Origin of the sequence: Anaplasma centrale str. Israel, assembly GCF_000024505.1 — a bacterium.
Classification (GTDB): Bacteria; Pseudomonadota; Alphaproteobacteria; order Rickettsiales; family Anaplasmataceae; genus Anaplasma; species Anaplasma centrale.
The window spans coordinates 98,572-113,149 of the sequence record NC_013532.1 but is presented as its reverse complement, the minus strand read 5'-3'; the positions used below and the strand labels follow the sequence as shown (position 1 = coordinate 113,149).

Here is a 14,578-nt window from a genome sequence, read left to right as displayed (position 1 = left end):
TCTAGAAACGGAAAGACATTAGCGAACCAATGAGACCCTTGTTGTGTTCTACAGACTTCTTAAACGCATCATCGAATGCGGCCTTAATTAGGTCTTCCACCACAAAAGCCTGGCCTTCCAGAACCGATGGGTCAATCTTAACCTCTTGAACTTTGTACTCCAAAAAGTCCGACAGCACTATCTTAACGCGCACCCTGCCACCCAACGATTGTCCATCGAAAGATTTGGGTTCCTGGCACACGCGAAGCTCGCCAAGCTTCTTCTTTATGGCATTCTGGAGATCGGAAAACTTCTGGTCATCAAAGGGCATATGAACTACTCAGAAATCAAATCACAGCAGCCGACGACCGACGCGCCCTCAAAATCCCTCATCACGCCCATCACAGCCTCATCCTCCTCTGGATTGTACACCCTGTTGTGAGTATTGACACCATTTTTTTTCGCGAGCTCGGCGCGGTGCTCATTGCTATCTATTTGTTGCTTGAATGCACCACCTGCATCTTGGCCGGAGCTAGCGCTTTCCCCGCTGGCGCCTACGATTTCACAGGGCTCCAATCCCGGCATTCCGCAACCGTATGACGCAGTAGCGCCCTCAACTTTTTCTTTGATAGCGTCTATTGGGGCTCTTCCCACACCCTTAGAGAGAAAAAGCGCGGCAATCCTCTGCGGGGATGGAAGATCACTCAGGTAGCACAACCTTATTACCATCATCTCCCCGGCACGCTGTGTGTCATCAGCGCTTTTAACCTCCTGCAACCCATGGGCCATGGTCTGCCATACCCTGGAGAGAAACGAGGTGGAGCTGGACTTAATAGTGGATAGCAAATCACGCCCCAAGTCAAATTTGTGCCCATCGCTCACCGAGGCAACACAAAGCTCGTATACTATCAGCTGCATTCCCTCCAGAACCGCAATCGGTAGGCTTTGAGAGCACAATTGCCTAAAAACCTTAAGTGCTGAGGAAGCATCAGCAAGTAGGATGCACTTGACTAAATCTTCAGCAAGGCTCTTATCCACACATCCAAGCAACACCCTGACGTCGGTAACGCGAATTTTGTTCCTCGTATAGATGGCAGACTGCTCTAATAGGAATAGGGCATTCCTCGCCGATCCGGAAGCATTCTCCGCTATAAGGCGTAGCCCCTCGTCATCGTGTTCTATGCCCTCCTTCTTAGCAACCTCAACCAAATGAGTAAAAAGCTGATCAGAGGTCAGCTTGGAAAGATCCAACCTGTGACATCTCGAGGCCACAGTAACGGGAACTTTTCTGACTTCCGTCGTGGCCATAACAAACCTAACGTGCTCCGCCGGGTCTTCTAAGGTCTTTAATAAAGCGTTAAAGGCGCTTATCGAGAGCATGTGCACTTCATCGATGATATAAACTTTATATCTAGACGAGGCGGGAAGATAACTAGAGTTTTCTAACAGAACCCTGATATCATCTACGCCCGTATTGCTTGCCGCATCTATTTCGATAACGTCTGGGTTGGTGAAGTTTTGTATGGAGACACACTCATGGCACAAACCGCAGGGGTCCGGGGTGGGACCATTGACGCAGTTAAGGCAAAGCGAGACTATCCTCGCACATGTTGTCTTACCAACTCCGCTCGCCCCCACCATTAGAATGGGAGAACTCAAAGAACCGATAGTGAATGCATTCCTTAAGATCCGCACCAGAACGTCTTGACCAACAAGGTCATCAAAGTTGCGCGGTCTGTACTTGAGAGCTAAATTCACGGCTACACTCGGAACAACGGTGGGAAGCGCAACCCAGAAAGACAACGCTACGGCTGCTTTATTTCTAACCTGACCGACTTCACGCGCAATCTGCTCGCACCGCCCCGGATATCCTATCACAATTCATAAAAAACTCAACTGTGTTCTGCGGGGTCACAACGATACTCTGGAACCCGGAAGCGTGGATTACAAAAACCGCGACAACTCCCTGGAAACATCGATCATCCTCGCCGCAAAGGCCCATTCGTTGTCATACCAAGCAAGTACTCTGGATACATTTCCATTGTTAGCATAAGTCTCCATAAGGTCGAAAACCGCGCTATAAGTCGTGTGATTGAAATCAGATGAGACCAATGGCTCGTTCGATGCCATGAGTACATCTGGGCGCGCGGTGGCGGCCTTTAGTAAAGCGCCATTGATCAATTCTACAGTCGTCTTGAAAGAGGAAACAAAAGCAAAGTCTACTACTGAAACATTCGGAGTAGGTACCCTGATGGAAGAGGCAGAAAGCTTTCCGGACAACCTTGGAAATAACGCCTCTAAGGCTATGGAAGCACCTGTGGTTGTGGGAATCATGGAAAGACCGCACGCACGAGCCCTCCTAAGATCCTTGTGGCTACCATCCACGTGGTTCTGATCGTTCGTGTACGCATGCACTGTGGTGACGAATCCACCCTCTATCCCAAAAGCCTCATCCATAGCCTTAACGACATGTGCTGCGCAGTTTGTGGTACATGACCCAACCGATATTACGTCGTGACTTCCATCTATATCCCCCTCGTTCACGCCAAAAATCACCTGAATATCTGCATTGGTAACGGGAGCAGATACCACCACCTTCCTCACCGTGCCCCCAAGGTGTAACTCAGAGGATTCCTTATTGTTAAATTTTCCCGTACACTCCAGCACCACATTCACCCCTACGTCTTCCCATGGAATATCCTGGGGTTGCTTCTCCTTAAAAAACTTAACAGTCTTGCCACTAACCTCAAAAAAGCCTCCATCCTTTATATCAATATCACTCCCAAACTTTCCATGCACAGAATCATTTTTTAGTAGATGTTTGTGCAATTCCAAGCTGGAAGACCCGTTCACAGCTACCAATTCCATATCCGGGATATTATTTTCAAATAGCATCCTAAACAGGCACCTTCCTATCCTACCAAGGCCGTTTATACCAATCCTAAGCATGAAAATTCACAAAACTGAACATGTACAAATGCTGCCATAGTTGCGATGTTTCCGCAATTTATTCGTGCCGGAGCTTTACAATAGGCTCAGTAATTCCGCTCCTGAACCACACCCACACCAATGTCGTGGCCCCAATGTACAAAAATCCGGTAACGGCGCGCTTGATTGAATATACACCGCCCCAGTCGCACAAGTGTCTTTTGTGATGTTGATGGCCCGCACACTCAATGATGTGTGTACACAACAGCGTCCTCAACCTTGCGGATAAAGAATTAAAATTTTAGTTTGGTTATCAAGTAGGCCTTCGTATTACCTTTCTTGTACTATACCTACTCGCAAATATGTAAAAATCTTATAATTTATGCTAGAATTTACGTGTACGTTGTTGAGGTGCGCAACATGACGCTATCCCTTAGCATCCCCAGAAAGATGCTGAAAGTAGAAAAGCTCAATTATGTCCGTCAGTGCTGCTCGATATTCACACTCCTGATAACAACCACCATGTTCATTTTGCTTGCGCTGTCCCAGGCAGGCTTCCTTTCCGGGCTGGGTGCATCCGCGGCAAATTTCTGGACAGCCACGGAGTTCCTGACAGGGCTCACTGCCTCTTTGGGTGTTATATGCGGTCTTATCTTAGTATTCAAGATTGAAAGAGAAAAACGCAAGATACAACAGAGGATTGAGCTCGAGTCCAGACGTATGGGCTTGCAGAGCAAAATATTTTTGGAAAGGGTTGATAGGAAGCCGCTAGATAAGGCGTCAGACTTCATGGAGGCGCATGCAAACAAGGTAGAGCTCGCGGCCTCGATACTCTTTACCACCATACACTTAGTCGGCTTAGGGGTCCTCCTATATTCCGGGCTTTCCTTGTCTAGCCACGTTAAGGTCGGAAGTATGGGTATGACCCATATTACCGATATGGTGGTCAATGCCCTGTTCTTCGCATCAGCTATGATGTTTGCGGTTTCCTTCTGGATTATGCACAGGGATAAGCCAACGTGTTCAAAAAACGTTTCTCATCAGGCTAGGTTGACAGTATTATACCTGTGCGGGAACTTCTTGCTCTTTGGGGGGAAGATTGTGTTAGCGATGGAGTCTGTCGGGAAGGTCGCAGCCGCTCCTTTGCCTTCCGGTGGAACATTCCCCATAGGGTGGGCTCTGCGCACTGTTGGAATATTGATGGTTCTGACAAGCGTTGTTATGATGCTCACTGCCAACCATAAGAAGTGTACGCAGTTGAAGCGGATGGTGGAGAGCGGAGAGGGAACAGAGCGTCTGGCGATGCTTTCTACCCATGAAATCAGATCTTGCTTCGGCTATCAAGAGTGTCGCTTATCAAGGTAGGAGGCGGGGTAGAACTATGAATTGCGCAGTGCTGCTGTCTGGATGTGGTCACATGGATGGCTCCGAGATACGCGAGTCTGTGCTCGTGTTGCTGGAGCTGGATAGGCTAGGAGTTAGGTTCCAGTGTTGCGCGCCAGACATTCAGCAGTGTGACGTAGTAAACCATGTGTCAAAATCCTCGGAGAGCCAAACAGCACGGAACATCCTAGTAGAGTCCGCACGGATTGCCCGGGGGGATATCGTCAACATAAAGAGTTTAAGGGTGCATGAGTTTGATATGCTCATAGTTCCTGGAGGGTTTGGTGTCGCAAAGAACTTCTCTAACTTGGTGTCCCAAAGCGGTAGTGTGGTCGTCGAGGATGACGTAAACTCCCTAATTCGTGAGTTTCATAGGGTAAGAAAAGCCATAGGTGGCGTGTGTATAGCTCCGGCAATTATAGCTGCAGCGTTGAGTGAGTTAGTAAAGGTGAAGGTCACACTTGGGGACGATACAGATGGGATAATATCCAGGTGTGGAGGGGAGCATGTTGTATGCCCTACTGATGGCTTCGTCGTAGATGAAGAAAACGCGGTTTTCTCCTGCTCGGCGTACATGCGCGATGACAGGCTTCATAGGGTGCATTTAGGCATCCAAAAAATGGTTGAGGGCATGGTAAAGTTTTGCAACAGCAGGTAGGGCGCAGCCCTAACCTAGGCGTCGAGTTTTATCCTTCGTTCCAAAGACCTCATTCTGTAAAACGCCATCAGCATACCAAGCATTATGCTGGTGGAAACTAGCGAAGACCCGCCGTAACTAAGAAATGGTAGCGCGACGCCAGTGGTGGGTAGTAAGTTTAGCGCAACTCCAACGTTTATCATAAACTGGGACGAGAATTGAAAAAAGAGACCGGATGCTGACAATAGTTTGAACAGGTCGCTCTCGCTATACGCAAAAAACCATGCTCTGGTGGCGATGTATCCGAGGATAAACAGGATGAGCATGCACAGCATGGCGCCAAACTCCTCAGCAGCAACAGAGAATATGAAGTCAGTGTGGCAATCTGGAAGTAGTAGTTTGACCACCCCTTCCCCAGGGCCTATCCCAAGTATTTTTCCGGTTTTGAATGATCTTATAGAATTCCATATTTGAAAGTGGTCATGGTTTGCCGGATCAAAAAAGGTCATAACCCGCTCCTTGGTGTATGGAAACAGAAACAGGCACAACAGCAACCCGACTAGAAAAAACGCCATGATTGCGAGTATTGATATGTATGATATGCCGTATACAAACAGTTGGCTACCCCAAATCAGAGAAAACATAATGAACATACTAAGATCTGGTTGCAATAGGAGTAGCGAAACTAGAACAATGTAAATGGCCGTGGAAACAACATATCTCAACTTTCCCCGTACCCTACACAGAACCCAGGCATTGACTATGGAGAAAACCGTTTTCGCAAACTCAGACGGTTGAACGGATAGACCAAGGAAAAAAAACCACCTCTTTGAGCCCTTTACCCCAACTCCCCAGAACGCTATATATACCAAGAGAACAATACATGTAAAAAGTAATAGGAAGGACGTACCAATTATGAGCCTCTCATTCATCATGGAGTATACCACTACAATACCAAGCGCTATACAGAGATAAGTAAGGTGCCGAAGTAGAAAATAGTCCTTTGGCAGCATTACCCTACTTTCAATTACCGGCCCAGCAGAGGAGATAAGCGTAAGACTGATAATCGATATAGTAAAAAATGAGAGTAGCAGGGGCTTATCCACCGATCTGTACCACCGGTTGAAAAACACGCTCAGCAAGCGAAATAGGTCTATGGCATTTGCCCCTAAACGCATTCCTTGCATCTTAGACCAAAAGCTCTAGCCATATCAAGAGATAGGTCAAGCCTTTCCCAGGAGAAACTTTCCCCAGGATTTCGACCAAAGTGCCCGTAGCATGCCGTGGGAGCATAAGTCTGCTCAAACAACGATAAATGGTCACATATACCGCTTATGGAAAGATCTACATTCGCCTCCAGATACTTCTCCATGCACTCATCATGGACCAAGCCGGTTCCCATGGTGTCTACACCAAAAGTCAGCGGTGTTGGAACCCCTATCGCGTAAGACATCTGAACCAGGCACTCAGTAGCGAGTCCGGCTTGGACTACATTTTTGGCTATGTATCTCGCCATATATGCTGCAGATCTATCGACTTTGCTAGGATCCTTACCTGAAAAAGCACCTCCACCGTGCGGTATGTGCCCGCCGTAGGTATCAACCATGATTTTTCTCCCAGTCATACCAGAATCACCTACAGGCCCCCCAACTACGAATCTACCGGTCGGGTTTACAAGAAAATCTTCATCCTTACACATCCAACCCTCCGGAATCGCAGCAACAAAATGCGGATATACCAGGTCCCTAACATCCCGTTGGGTCATTCCCTCCTCGTGCTGGATGGACAGCACCGCCCTCAAAACCTTCACCGGCTTGCGGTTTGAGTATAGTAGCGTGATTTCAGTTTTGGCATCTGGTCCCAAGCCGGATATCCTCCCCTCATCTATGGCCGAGGCAATATTTTTTAACACAAGGTGTGAGTAGAATATTGGTGCAGGTATGAGAGAACACGTCTCATTTACCGCATAGCCGTACATTACTCCCTGGTCACCTGCACCTTTTTTCCTCCTTCCCGTATTTACACCAAGGATGATATCTGGAGATTGTTCATGCATTAGTATCAGAACATTTATCGTGTTCCAGTGAAACCCAGGAAGGCTGTACCCTATCTCTCTAACCGCCTTTCGCACTATATCTTCAATCGCTCTCGGATCTACATCTGCACCGCAGACCTCCCCTGCAACAACTACGTTATCTCGGGTAACTAACGTCTCTACTGCAACATGGGCGTACGGATTCTTCGCCAAAAAATGGTCTAATACTTCATCTGAAATCCGATCGGCTATTTTATCCGGATGGCCATGAGACACCGACTCACTCGTGAGAAAGTAATCCCCACCCGAGTTATTTATACGAAACACACTGATTAAACGAAGAAGAAGCTCCCATGATGATACATAAAAATTATACTAGATACAAATCACAGCGTTGAAATGAGTTTCCCAGCAATGTATTGACTTGGAAAACTAAATATGTAAGCCTTCTCGCTCGGGTGTCCGTAGCTCAGTTGGACAAGAGCAGCAGCCTTCTAAGCTGCGGGTCAGGGGTTCGAGTCCCTTCGGGCACACCAGGTTTTTGTAGGTCGCTCCATGGTTCGCTACTACGATGTAGTTATTCTCGGAGGTGGGGTAAACGGGATCCTAGCGGGAATTGGGCTCACAGAGCGCGGAATGAAGGCAGCCGTCGTTGAGCAGAGGGATCGCGTACTCAGCAACCTAGACCATAGGGTCTTCGCAATCTCCAAAAGGTCCAAAGATGTTTTTGACCGCCTTGGAGTGTGGAACTGTAGCGGAATTTACTGCCCAATAGAGGATATACTAATCTTCGATGATGATAGTAGCTCTACAGTCCGCTACGACCACAAGCTAGTGGGAAGCGACCCTATGGGATACGTCATTAGCGGAAAAGAATTATCTTCCATGCTACAGAGCAAGGTAAATGGGTTTACTCACATAACTTCCACCTCTTATGGCGCAATAGAGGCTAAGGATGGGTTCATCGAAACTTTGCTGGTAAATGGAGAGAAAATCTCAAGTAGATTGGTAATCTGCGCTGAAGGAAAGGGGTCAAAGTTCCTCGAAAAATCACATATAAAAACCATGAGGTACGACTATAAGCAAAGCTGTATCACCTGTAACGTGTATCACGAACGACACCATCGCAATATAGCAATTGAGCATTTTTTTCAAGGGGGGCCGTTTGCGATTCTACCGATGTATGGAGGATATCACTCATCGATTATATGGACTGAAAAAACCGAGATAGCCCAAATGCTATTACAGCTTTCAGATGATGAGTTTGAAACCGAGCTACAAAAGAAGTGTGGGGGGCATGTAGAGGTTAGTGGGCGTAGGTCTTGCCACCAAATTTCAATGGTGCTGGCTGACAGGCAATACGCAAAGCGTTCCCTCCTGGTTGGTGATGCACTCCACTCCATCCACCCAGTTGCTGGGCAGGGGTTGAACATAGGTATACGGGATGTGGAGGCCGTGGTGGAGATACTCAGTGCATATCACTCATTAGGGTCCGATATAGGCCAGCAATTCATTTTGGAAGAAATAGAAAAACGCAGGTTACTTGACAATCATTCAATGTCTGTGATCACTACAGTGATCAACTCCATCTTCTCCAGTAATTCCATAATACCAAAGGTGGCTAGGAGATTTGCTATGTCTGTTGTGGAAATGTCTCCCCACATAAAGAAGAAGCTAATAACTCACGCCATGGGTATGAGTGCAATATGTTGATTACATCCGCTATTTTCTATCTCTAAGTTCCAGTGCACTCTGTATAAATTCGTCAATTTGGTAACTCACTTTGATGAGAAAGGCCTTCTTAAGTGAGGCAAGGTCGTCACGGGACATCTTGTCTTTTTCTGATGTCGAAACCGTCCCCCAAATATCTTGAAGTATCTCGTCAACCGCGTTTACCATCTTACTCCTTACACTATCAACCCCATTCGCGTTGGTTCTCATCCTAACTTTCTTTAATACCACTCTACCTGGTTTGATGCTATAAGCGCAGCAACGCCTGCAGAAACGTAGCACTAAAACCGGAACCCTCTTCCATTCCAGATTCCATACGGAATACTGCAGCGCAAAAGTCCCACCCATAACTAGGAATATCTTCAACCCCCTTCCGAAGGACAGCATCTCCCTGTTGTAGTAGTACCACTTGAATATTGAATATACCCGAACGTACAGGTTTACTGGAGCCTTGAATAAAAAAAATCCAGACCATCCGTCATGTAGTACTACAAAGGAAACTGAGGAGATGTATGCGTAAATAACAAGAAAGAAAAACCTAACGACAATCCTATCGAAATTACATATCAGATAGGAGAGCATCATGAATCTTAGAATAGACACACACCACCCATTGGAAAATTCAGGAATAAAGAGCTGGGATGGGAGGGATCGAACCTCCGAATGACGGTACCAAAAACCGCTGCCTTACCGCTTGGCTACATCCCAAAATGAAAATGATCCAGTACCGCAGCATCATGGTAATGAAAAATAGTGAAAATGCAATGAAAAACGAGAAAAATCTAACGCCTACCAAAGCGCATACTCCGAAATAAATTTCTTGTTAAAGCATTTTTTTCGTATCATCATCACCGTCGTTGGTGGTTATCGCAAGATGCCGTGAATTTCCAAAGTATCATTGAGAAGCTTGATGGCTACTGGAAGGCGTATGGTTGTGCCCTCATGCACCCGTATACTTCTGAGCTAGGAGCCGGGACGTTGCATCCAGCAACGTCGATTTCTGTCCTCTCTGGAAGGGATACCATGGTTGCCTATGTGCAGCCGGTTATCAGACCTTCAGACGGTAGATATGGACAGAATCCAAATAGGTTATATCAACACCACCAGTATCAGGTTATCGTTCAACCATCTAGAAGTACGCTAATCGATGATTATTTGAAGAGCCTTGAGATGATTGGCATCTCAAAAAATGACTTCGATATTCGTTTTATCGAAGATGACTGGGAAAACCCCAGTATAGGGGCTTCAGGGCTTGGATGGGAGGTATCGTGTAATGGCATGGAAATTACTCAATTCACCTACATGCAACAAGTAGGGGGGATTGAGTGCGCTACTATTCCTGGCGAAATTGCCTATGGGCTCGAAAGAATTGCAATGATACTACAAGACGTCGATAATGTTTATGACCTTGACTGGAATGGAACTGGGGTAAAGTACGGCGACATATTTCTTGCCCGGGAAAAGGAGTTTTCTGCGCTCTCATTCGAATACTACGACGTCGAGTTTCTGCTTTCAAGGTTTGAAAATAGTGAGAAGATGTGCTCTCTAATGGTTGAGAAAGATCTTCCTATAGCTGGGTACGATTTTTGTATACAGGCAAGCCATGTGCTCAACATCATAGAGTCACGCGGTGTCATTGGAGTGAATGAGCGTGCTTCTTATATCTTGAGAGTTAGAAAAATGGCAAATATGTGCTGTAACTCCTACATAAAACTATACAAAACGGCTTAATATGTCCTCCGATTTAGTACTTGAAGTTCTATGTGAGCAACTTCCTATTAAAACTATGAAAGTTGCGTGTGAGTACATACAACCGAAAATAGATAGGGAGTTTATTAATAAGGGGATAAGCTACAGCACATCAAAAACATTTACCACCCCGAATAGGATAATATTTACCGCATATAACATAGACCAGAGCAAGGGTAGTGGGAAAAAAGAAGTAAAAGGCCCCAGGGTTTCTTCTGATGAAAAAGTAATAAGCGGTTTCCTTAAAAAAGTGGGTAAAGAAAGTATAGAGGAATTAGAAATACGGGAGTTCTCAGGTGAAAAATTCTACTACAGCTCCAAAGTTTTAAGTTCGAAAGACCTTACCAGTGAAGTAGCGGAAGTGATACAGTGCATGATTGACGACTTTCCGCTGCACAAGCGCATGCGGTGGGGGGTAGGCACTGGACACTGGACTAGGCCGGTCATTAATGTGCTGTGCGTCATGGACGGTAATGTTTTACCCGTTTCAGTTGCGGGAGTTGTTGCGAACAACATAACATACGGAAACCTAAGGTTCGCCAATCGTCAGCACACTGTTACCAATGTAGTAGGGTACCTGAAGTTCTTATCTGAAAGTATGGTCATTGTGGATACAGAAGAAAGAAGGAAATGTATCCTCGAACAGCTAAACGAGAAGATATCTGATGCCAAACTAACGTACGATCATAACGCCCAGATGCTGGAAGATATGAGTAGTAGTTTGGAATATCCAAAAATATTAGTCGGTAGTGTAGACGAAAGTTTTAGTGAAATTCCTACGGAAGTTGTTTCGTGTGTCATGGTTCACCATCAGAAGTACGTGGCACTAAAAAACCAGGAGGGAAAAATAGTAAAATTCGCTTCTGTTGCTAGCGTTGTGAACGACAAAGTAATAAAAAATCATGAGATGGTTCTTAGGGCAAGGCTATCGGACGCGTTGTTCTTAATCAAGAAAGATAAAGAAAATGAGATGAACCACTATGTAAATTTACTCTCTACTATAGTGTTTAGGAGTGGGTTAGGCACCCTTTTGGATAAGGTGGAGAGGATGTCCGCCCTCGCAAAATACTGCTCAGTTTGGATTCCACATTCCTCAATGTTAAATGCAGAAAGGGCAGCAATGGTCTCCAAGGCGGACCTTGCAACCTTGGTTGTTCGGGAATTTCCAGAGCTTCAAGGAAAAATGGGTAGATACTATGCAAAACACTCTGGAGAAGTAGATGACGTTTGTCTAGCAATTGAGGAACACTACCTTCCCACAGGGCAAAATGACCCATGCCCTAAGTCTCCTATAGGAATTGCAGTTTCAATTGCAGATAAGGTTGATAGCCTAGTTGGGCTCATGGCAACTGAAAAAATATCTAGTTCTCGTGACCCATTTGCTTTAAGAAGAACATCGATCTCATTGCTAAGAGTTATAATAGAAAACAATATCTCTATACCGCTAGACCTGATAGTAGCAAAGGCCGTGTCCATGTATACTCGTAAGGCCTGGCTAAGTAAAAATAAAAATCATCTCCTAAGTGTTGACCGCGACGCTCTGACTTCCAATGTTTTATCTTTTTGCTATGAGAGGCTAAAGGTAATATTAAAGGAAAGCGATCTAGATAAAGAGGTAATTGACGCTATTGTAGGGAGATTTCATGATATCCCTACAGTTAAGAAGAAGGTGGAGGTGATTTGTGAATATCTTAAGACAAAGGAAGGTAGTACAGTTATTACCGCCTACAAAAGGGCTTATAACATCATCACAAAGGAATCAGTGGAGTGGAAGTCGGACGTTAGACCTAATAAAAGGTTATGTAAGGAGTGCTACGAAGTACAGTTATATGACCAAATAAATCACCATAAAAAACTGATAAGTATCCTAATGAAGGGGAGTAAGTTTTCTGAGGCTATGAATTCATTATTTGAGTTTAGCTCGTTTGTTAACGCGTTCATGGATGGAGTAAGGGTGTGTGACCGGGTAAACACGGAGTTGTACCGCAATAGGGTTGATTTACTAGTATCCTCAGTGAATGTGTATAATAAAGTGTTGGATTTTAGTAAAATACTTGGAACGTTTTAGCGTTTACTCTTGAATTTTCACGTCCGAGTATATAGATAACTAACCTACTTGAAAATATTTTAAAAGACCGAAAATGAGTAGCAACGACTACTATGAAATACTCGAAGTAAGCAGAAACGCCAGCGCAGATGAAATAAAAAAGTCATACCGTAAAATGGTTTTCAAGTACCACCCAGATAAAAACCCTGGAGATAAGAAAGCCGAGGAAAAGTTCAAGAAGATAAGTGAAGCGTACGAGGTGTTGAGCAACCCAGATAAGCGGGCTGCTTATGACCGCTATGGCCATAATGCTTTCACTAGTGGCGGAGGTACCGGTGGATTTGATTTTACTAGTGGTTTCTCAACTGACTTTTCCGATATCTTTCAGGACTTCTTTGGTGGAGGCTTTGGTAGATCACAAAGAAGTAATAGTAGGGAACACCTGCGTGGTTCTGACCTTAGGTATGATGTGGAAGTATCTCTTGAGGATGCTTTTAAGGGAACAAAAGTTCCAATCAGTTATATCACAAACGTAAAGTGTTCTTCATGTTCTGGTACTGGAAGTGATGGAGCAATTAATTCCGTGAAGTGCGGAAATTGTAATGGTGCAGGTAGTGTTAGAACTAGGAAAGGATTCTTAACTATTGAGGAGGTGTGCCACATATGTAATGGAGAAGGAGAGGTAATTAAGAATAAGTGCCGTAAGTGTGGAGGAAATGGTAGGGTAAGAAGCGAAGTTAGTCTACTAGTAACCGTACCTAAAGGTATAGAGACAGGAAATAAGGTAAGGGTCAACGGTAAGGGAGAGGCAGGATTTAGGGGAGCTAAAGAAGGTGATCTCTACGTGTATATTAGAGTTAAGGATCATAAATTTTTCACCAGAAAATCTTCTGACCTTCACTGTAGTGTTCCGATAAAAATGACTATAGCCGCCCTAGGTGGAGAGATAGAAATGCCTTCCATCGATGGTTCATGGACAAAGCTAAAAATTCCCGATGGTACCCAAAGTGGTGACCAGATAAGGATGAGAGGTAAGGGAATGCCAGAGGTAAACTCAAAAGATAGAAGGGGAGATATGTATGTGCATGTTACCGTGGAAACCCCAGTTAAATTAACAAAACAGCAGGTAGACTTACTAAAGAAGTTTGAAGAAGAGTCTAGCGCAAATTGCAGCCCAAAGTACCAAGGGTTTTTCCAAAAAATCAAGGATATATGGAGAGATATAAGCTCCGGATAGTTATAAACTTAACATACTCATTTAAAGACTTCTAGACTAATATCCTTACACGTGAACGAGTGGGTGATGGACCCTACTGAAATGTAATCAACTCCTAGTCTAGCTACCTCCTCAGCACTTTCAATGTCTACGCCACCGGAGACCTCTATCATAGCCGAATTCCCTATCATCCCGACAGAGTCTCTAATCTCTTGAATATTCATATTATCCAGCATGATTAGGTTAATAGAATTTTTCAGGGATTCCTCTACCTGTATTTTACTATCACACTCAACTGTGATAAAAGCATTCCCTAATTTCCTTCTTATTCTTGACACACACTCTGTTATACTCCCGCAGCTTACTATATGGTTATCTTTTATCATTATTCCATCGTAAAGTCCCTTTCTATAGCTTTCTCCTCCACCTACGCGTACAGCGTATAAGTCAAAAATACGAAGCCCAGGAGAAGTTTTACGTGTACTCCTTATTTTAGCCTTAGTTCCAACAACTCTAGATACAAAATCCCTGGTGATAGAGGAAATAGAAGAAGCCCTCTGTAGGAAGTTTAATAAAACCCTTTCAATAGACAATATCTGGAAAGCGGGGCCAGATCCCTCAACAATCACAGTACCTGGTTTTATGTAGTTTCCATCATGTTCTAATAAAGTGAAGTCTATTTCTCTACCAAACATTTTAAATATTTCCTCAATGGCGATTATCCCAGAAACCACCATCGATTCTTTAGAAATAATTCTAAACTTAATACATTCTTCCTCAAATATACAACTTGTAGTTATATCTCCTTCTTCCCCAAGATCCTCCATTACTGCAGAGCGTATAATCTCCTCAAACATATACTTATTTTCAAGA

Annotated in this window: 13 protein-coding genes, 2 tRNA genes and 1 other RNA gene; 7 read left to right on the top strand and 9 right to left on the bottom strand. The window is 44.7% G+C overall.

Features of this window, described 5'->3' with window-relative positions:
• Position 1: 1 nt before the first annotated feature.
• The 4 genes from ACIS_RS00535 to ACIS_RS00525 all read right to left on the bottom strand — a co-directional run bounded on the left by ACIS_RS00535 (position 2) and on the right by ACIS_RS00525 (position 2,928).
• The gene (locus ACIS_RS00535) at positions 2–310 is read right to left on the bottom strand and encodes a YbaB/EbfC family nucleoid-associated protein (protein WP_012880310.1); all 309 of its coding nucleotides are present in this window, start codon (positions 308–310) and stop codon (positions 2–4) included.
• Positions 311–315: 5 nt separating this feature from the next.
• On the bottom strand, positions 316–1,737 hold the full coding sequence (gene dnaX, locus ACIS_RS00530) for a DNA polymerase III subunit gamma/tau (RefSeq protein ID WP_081440551.1): 1,422 nt from the start codon (positions 1,735–1,737) through the stop codon (positions 316–318).
• Positions 1,738–1,748: 11 nt separating this feature from the next.
• Positions 1,749–1,847, bottom strand: an RNA gene (ffs, locus tag ACIS_RS05200) — signal recognition particle sRNA small type.
• A 76-nt stretch (positions 1,848–1,923) separates the two neighbouring features.
• A complete protein-coding gene (locus ACIS_RS00525; RefSeq protein WP_012880308.1) occupies positions 1,924–2,928 on the bottom strand; it encodes a type I glyceraldehyde-3-phosphate dehydrogenase in 1,005 nt (334 codons plus the stop codon).
• A gap of 399 nt (positions 2,929–3,327) precedes the next feature.
• Between ACIS_RS00525 and ACIS_RS00520 the strand changes: the two genes are divergently transcribed.
• Positions 3,328–4,272 carry a hypothetical protein gene (locus ACIS_RS00520; protein WP_041651344.1) on the top strand — a complete coding sequence of 315 codons (945 nt, stop codon included), beginning with the start codon at positions 3,328–3,330 and terminating at the stop codon, positions 4,270–4,272.
• A 16-nt stretch (positions 4,273–4,288) separates the two neighbouring features.
• Entirely contained in the window at positions 4,289–4,948 is a 660-nt protein-coding gene (gene elbB, locus ACIS_RS00515) for an isoprenoid biosynthesis glyoxalase ElbB (RefSeq protein WP_012880306.1), read from the top strand.
• A 14-nt stretch (positions 4,949–4,962) separates the two neighbouring features.
• Here elbB and ACIS_RS00510 read toward each other — a convergent pair whose 3' ends face one another.
• The gene (locus tag ACIS_RS00510) at positions 4,963–6,114 is read right to left on the bottom strand and encodes an FtsW/RodA/SpoVE family cell cycle protein (protein ID WP_012880305.1); all 1,152 of its coding nucleotides are present in this window, start codon (positions 6,112–6,114) and stop codon (positions 4,963–4,965) included.
• On the bottom strand, positions 6,096–7,289 hold the full coding sequence (gene metK, locus ACIS_RS00505; protein ID WP_012880304.1) for a methionine adenosyltransferase: 1,194 nt from the start codon (positions 7,287–7,289) through the stop codon (positions 6,096–6,098). Before metK ends, ACIS_RS00510 begins: the two co-directional genes overlap by 19 nt.
• A 131-nt stretch (positions 7,290–7,420) precedes the next feature.
• Between metK and ACIS_RS00500 the strand changes: the two genes are divergently transcribed.
• Both ACIS_RS00500 and ACIS_RS00495 read left to right on the top strand, forming a co-directional pair.
• A tRNA-Arg gene (locus tag ACIS_RS00500) sits at positions 7,421–7,498 on the top strand.
• Between the two features lie 19 nt (positions 7,499–7,517).
• Positions 7,518–8,675, top strand: a complete 1,158-nt coding sequence (locus tag ACIS_RS00495; protein WP_012880303.1) for an FAD-dependent monooxygenase — start codon at positions 7,518–7,520, stop codon at positions 8,673–8,675.
• Positions 8,676–8,684: 9 nt separating this feature from the next.
• Here ACIS_RS00495 and ACIS_RS05455 read toward each other — a convergent pair whose 3' ends face one another.
• Positions 8,685–9,296, bottom strand: coding sequence for a hypothetical protein (locus ACIS_RS05455; protein ID WP_012880302.1), 612 nt, complete (start codon positions 9,294–9,296; stop codon positions 8,685–8,687).
• Between the two features lie 33 nt (positions 9,297–9,329).
• Positions 9,330–9,401 (bottom strand) — tRNA-Gln (locus ACIS_RS00485).
• A gap of 171 nt (positions 9,402–9,572) precedes the next feature.
• On the opposite strand from ACIS_RS00485, the gene ACIS_RS00480 reads away from it, so the two are divergent.
• The 3 genes from ACIS_RS00480 to dnaJ all read left to right on the top strand — a co-directional run bounded on the left by ACIS_RS00480 (position 9,573) and on the right by dnaJ (position 13,726).
• Positions 9,573–10,424, top strand: coding sequence for a glycine--tRNA ligase subunit alpha (locus tag ACIS_RS00480; protein WP_012880301.1), 852 nt, complete (start codon positions 9,573–9,575; stop codon positions 10,422–10,424).
• Position 10,425: 1 nt separating this feature from the next.
• Positions 10,426–12,510, top strand: a complete 2,085-nt coding sequence (gene glyS / locus ACIS_RS00475) for a glycine--tRNA ligase subunit beta (RefSeq protein ID WP_012880300.1) — start codon at positions 10,426–10,428, stop codon at positions 12,508–12,510.
• Positions 12,511–12,583: 73 nt separating this feature from the next.
• Entirely contained in the window at positions 12,584–13,726 is a 1,143-nt protein-coding gene (dnaJ, locus tag ACIS_RS00470; protein ID WP_012880299.1) for a molecular chaperone DnaJ, read from the top strand.
• A 17-nt stretch (positions 13,727–13,743) separates the two neighbouring features.
• Here the strand turns inward: dnaJ and nadC are convergent, their stop codons facing one another.
• On the bottom strand, positions 13,744–14,562 hold the full coding sequence (gene nadC / locus ACIS_RS00465; protein ID WP_012880298.1) for a carboxylating nicotinate-nucleotide diphosphorylase: 819 nt from the start codon (positions 14,560–14,562) through the stop codon (positions 13,744–13,746).
• Between the last annotated feature and the right edge of the window lie 16 nt (positions 14,563–14,578).

Excerpts from the sequence above, each read along its gene's own strand:
- elbB (WP_012880306.1), top strand. The coding sequence starts at position 4,289 with ATGAATTGCGCAGTGCTGCTGTCTGGATGTGGTCACATGGATGGCTCC.
- ACIS_RS00520 (WP_041651344.1), top strand. The coding sequence starts at position 3,328 with ATGACGCTATCCCTTAGCATCCCCAGAAAGATGCTGAAAGTAGAAAAG.
- dnaJ (WP_012880299.1), top strand. The coding sequence starts at position 12,584 with ATGAGTAGCAACGACTACTATGAAATACTCGAAGTAAGCAGAAACGCC.
- ACIS_RS00525 (WP_012880308.1), bottom strand. The coding sequence starts at position 2,928 with ATGCTTAGGATTGGTATAAACGGCCTTGGTAGGATAGGAAGGTGCCTG.
- ACIS_RS00535 (WP_012880310.1), bottom strand. The coding sequence starts at position 310 with ATGCCCTTTGATGACCAGAAGTTTTCCGATCTCCAGAATGCCATAAAG.
- glyS (WP_012880300.1), top strand. The coding sequence starts at position 10,426 with ATGTCCTCCGATTTAGTACTTGAAGTTCTATGTGAGCAACTTCCTATT.
- nadC (WP_012880298.1), bottom strand. The coding sequence starts at position 14,562 with ATGTTTGAGGAGATTATACGCTCTGCAGTAATGGAGGATCTTGGGGAA.
- ACIS_RS00495 (WP_012880303.1), top strand. The coding sequence starts at position 7,518 with ATGGTTCGCTACTACGATGTAGTTATTCTCGGAGGTGGGGTAAACGGG.
- ACIS_RS00510 (WP_012880305.1), bottom strand. The coding sequence starts at position 6,114 with ATGCAAGGAATGCGTTTAGGGGCAAATGCCATAGACCTATTTCGCTTG.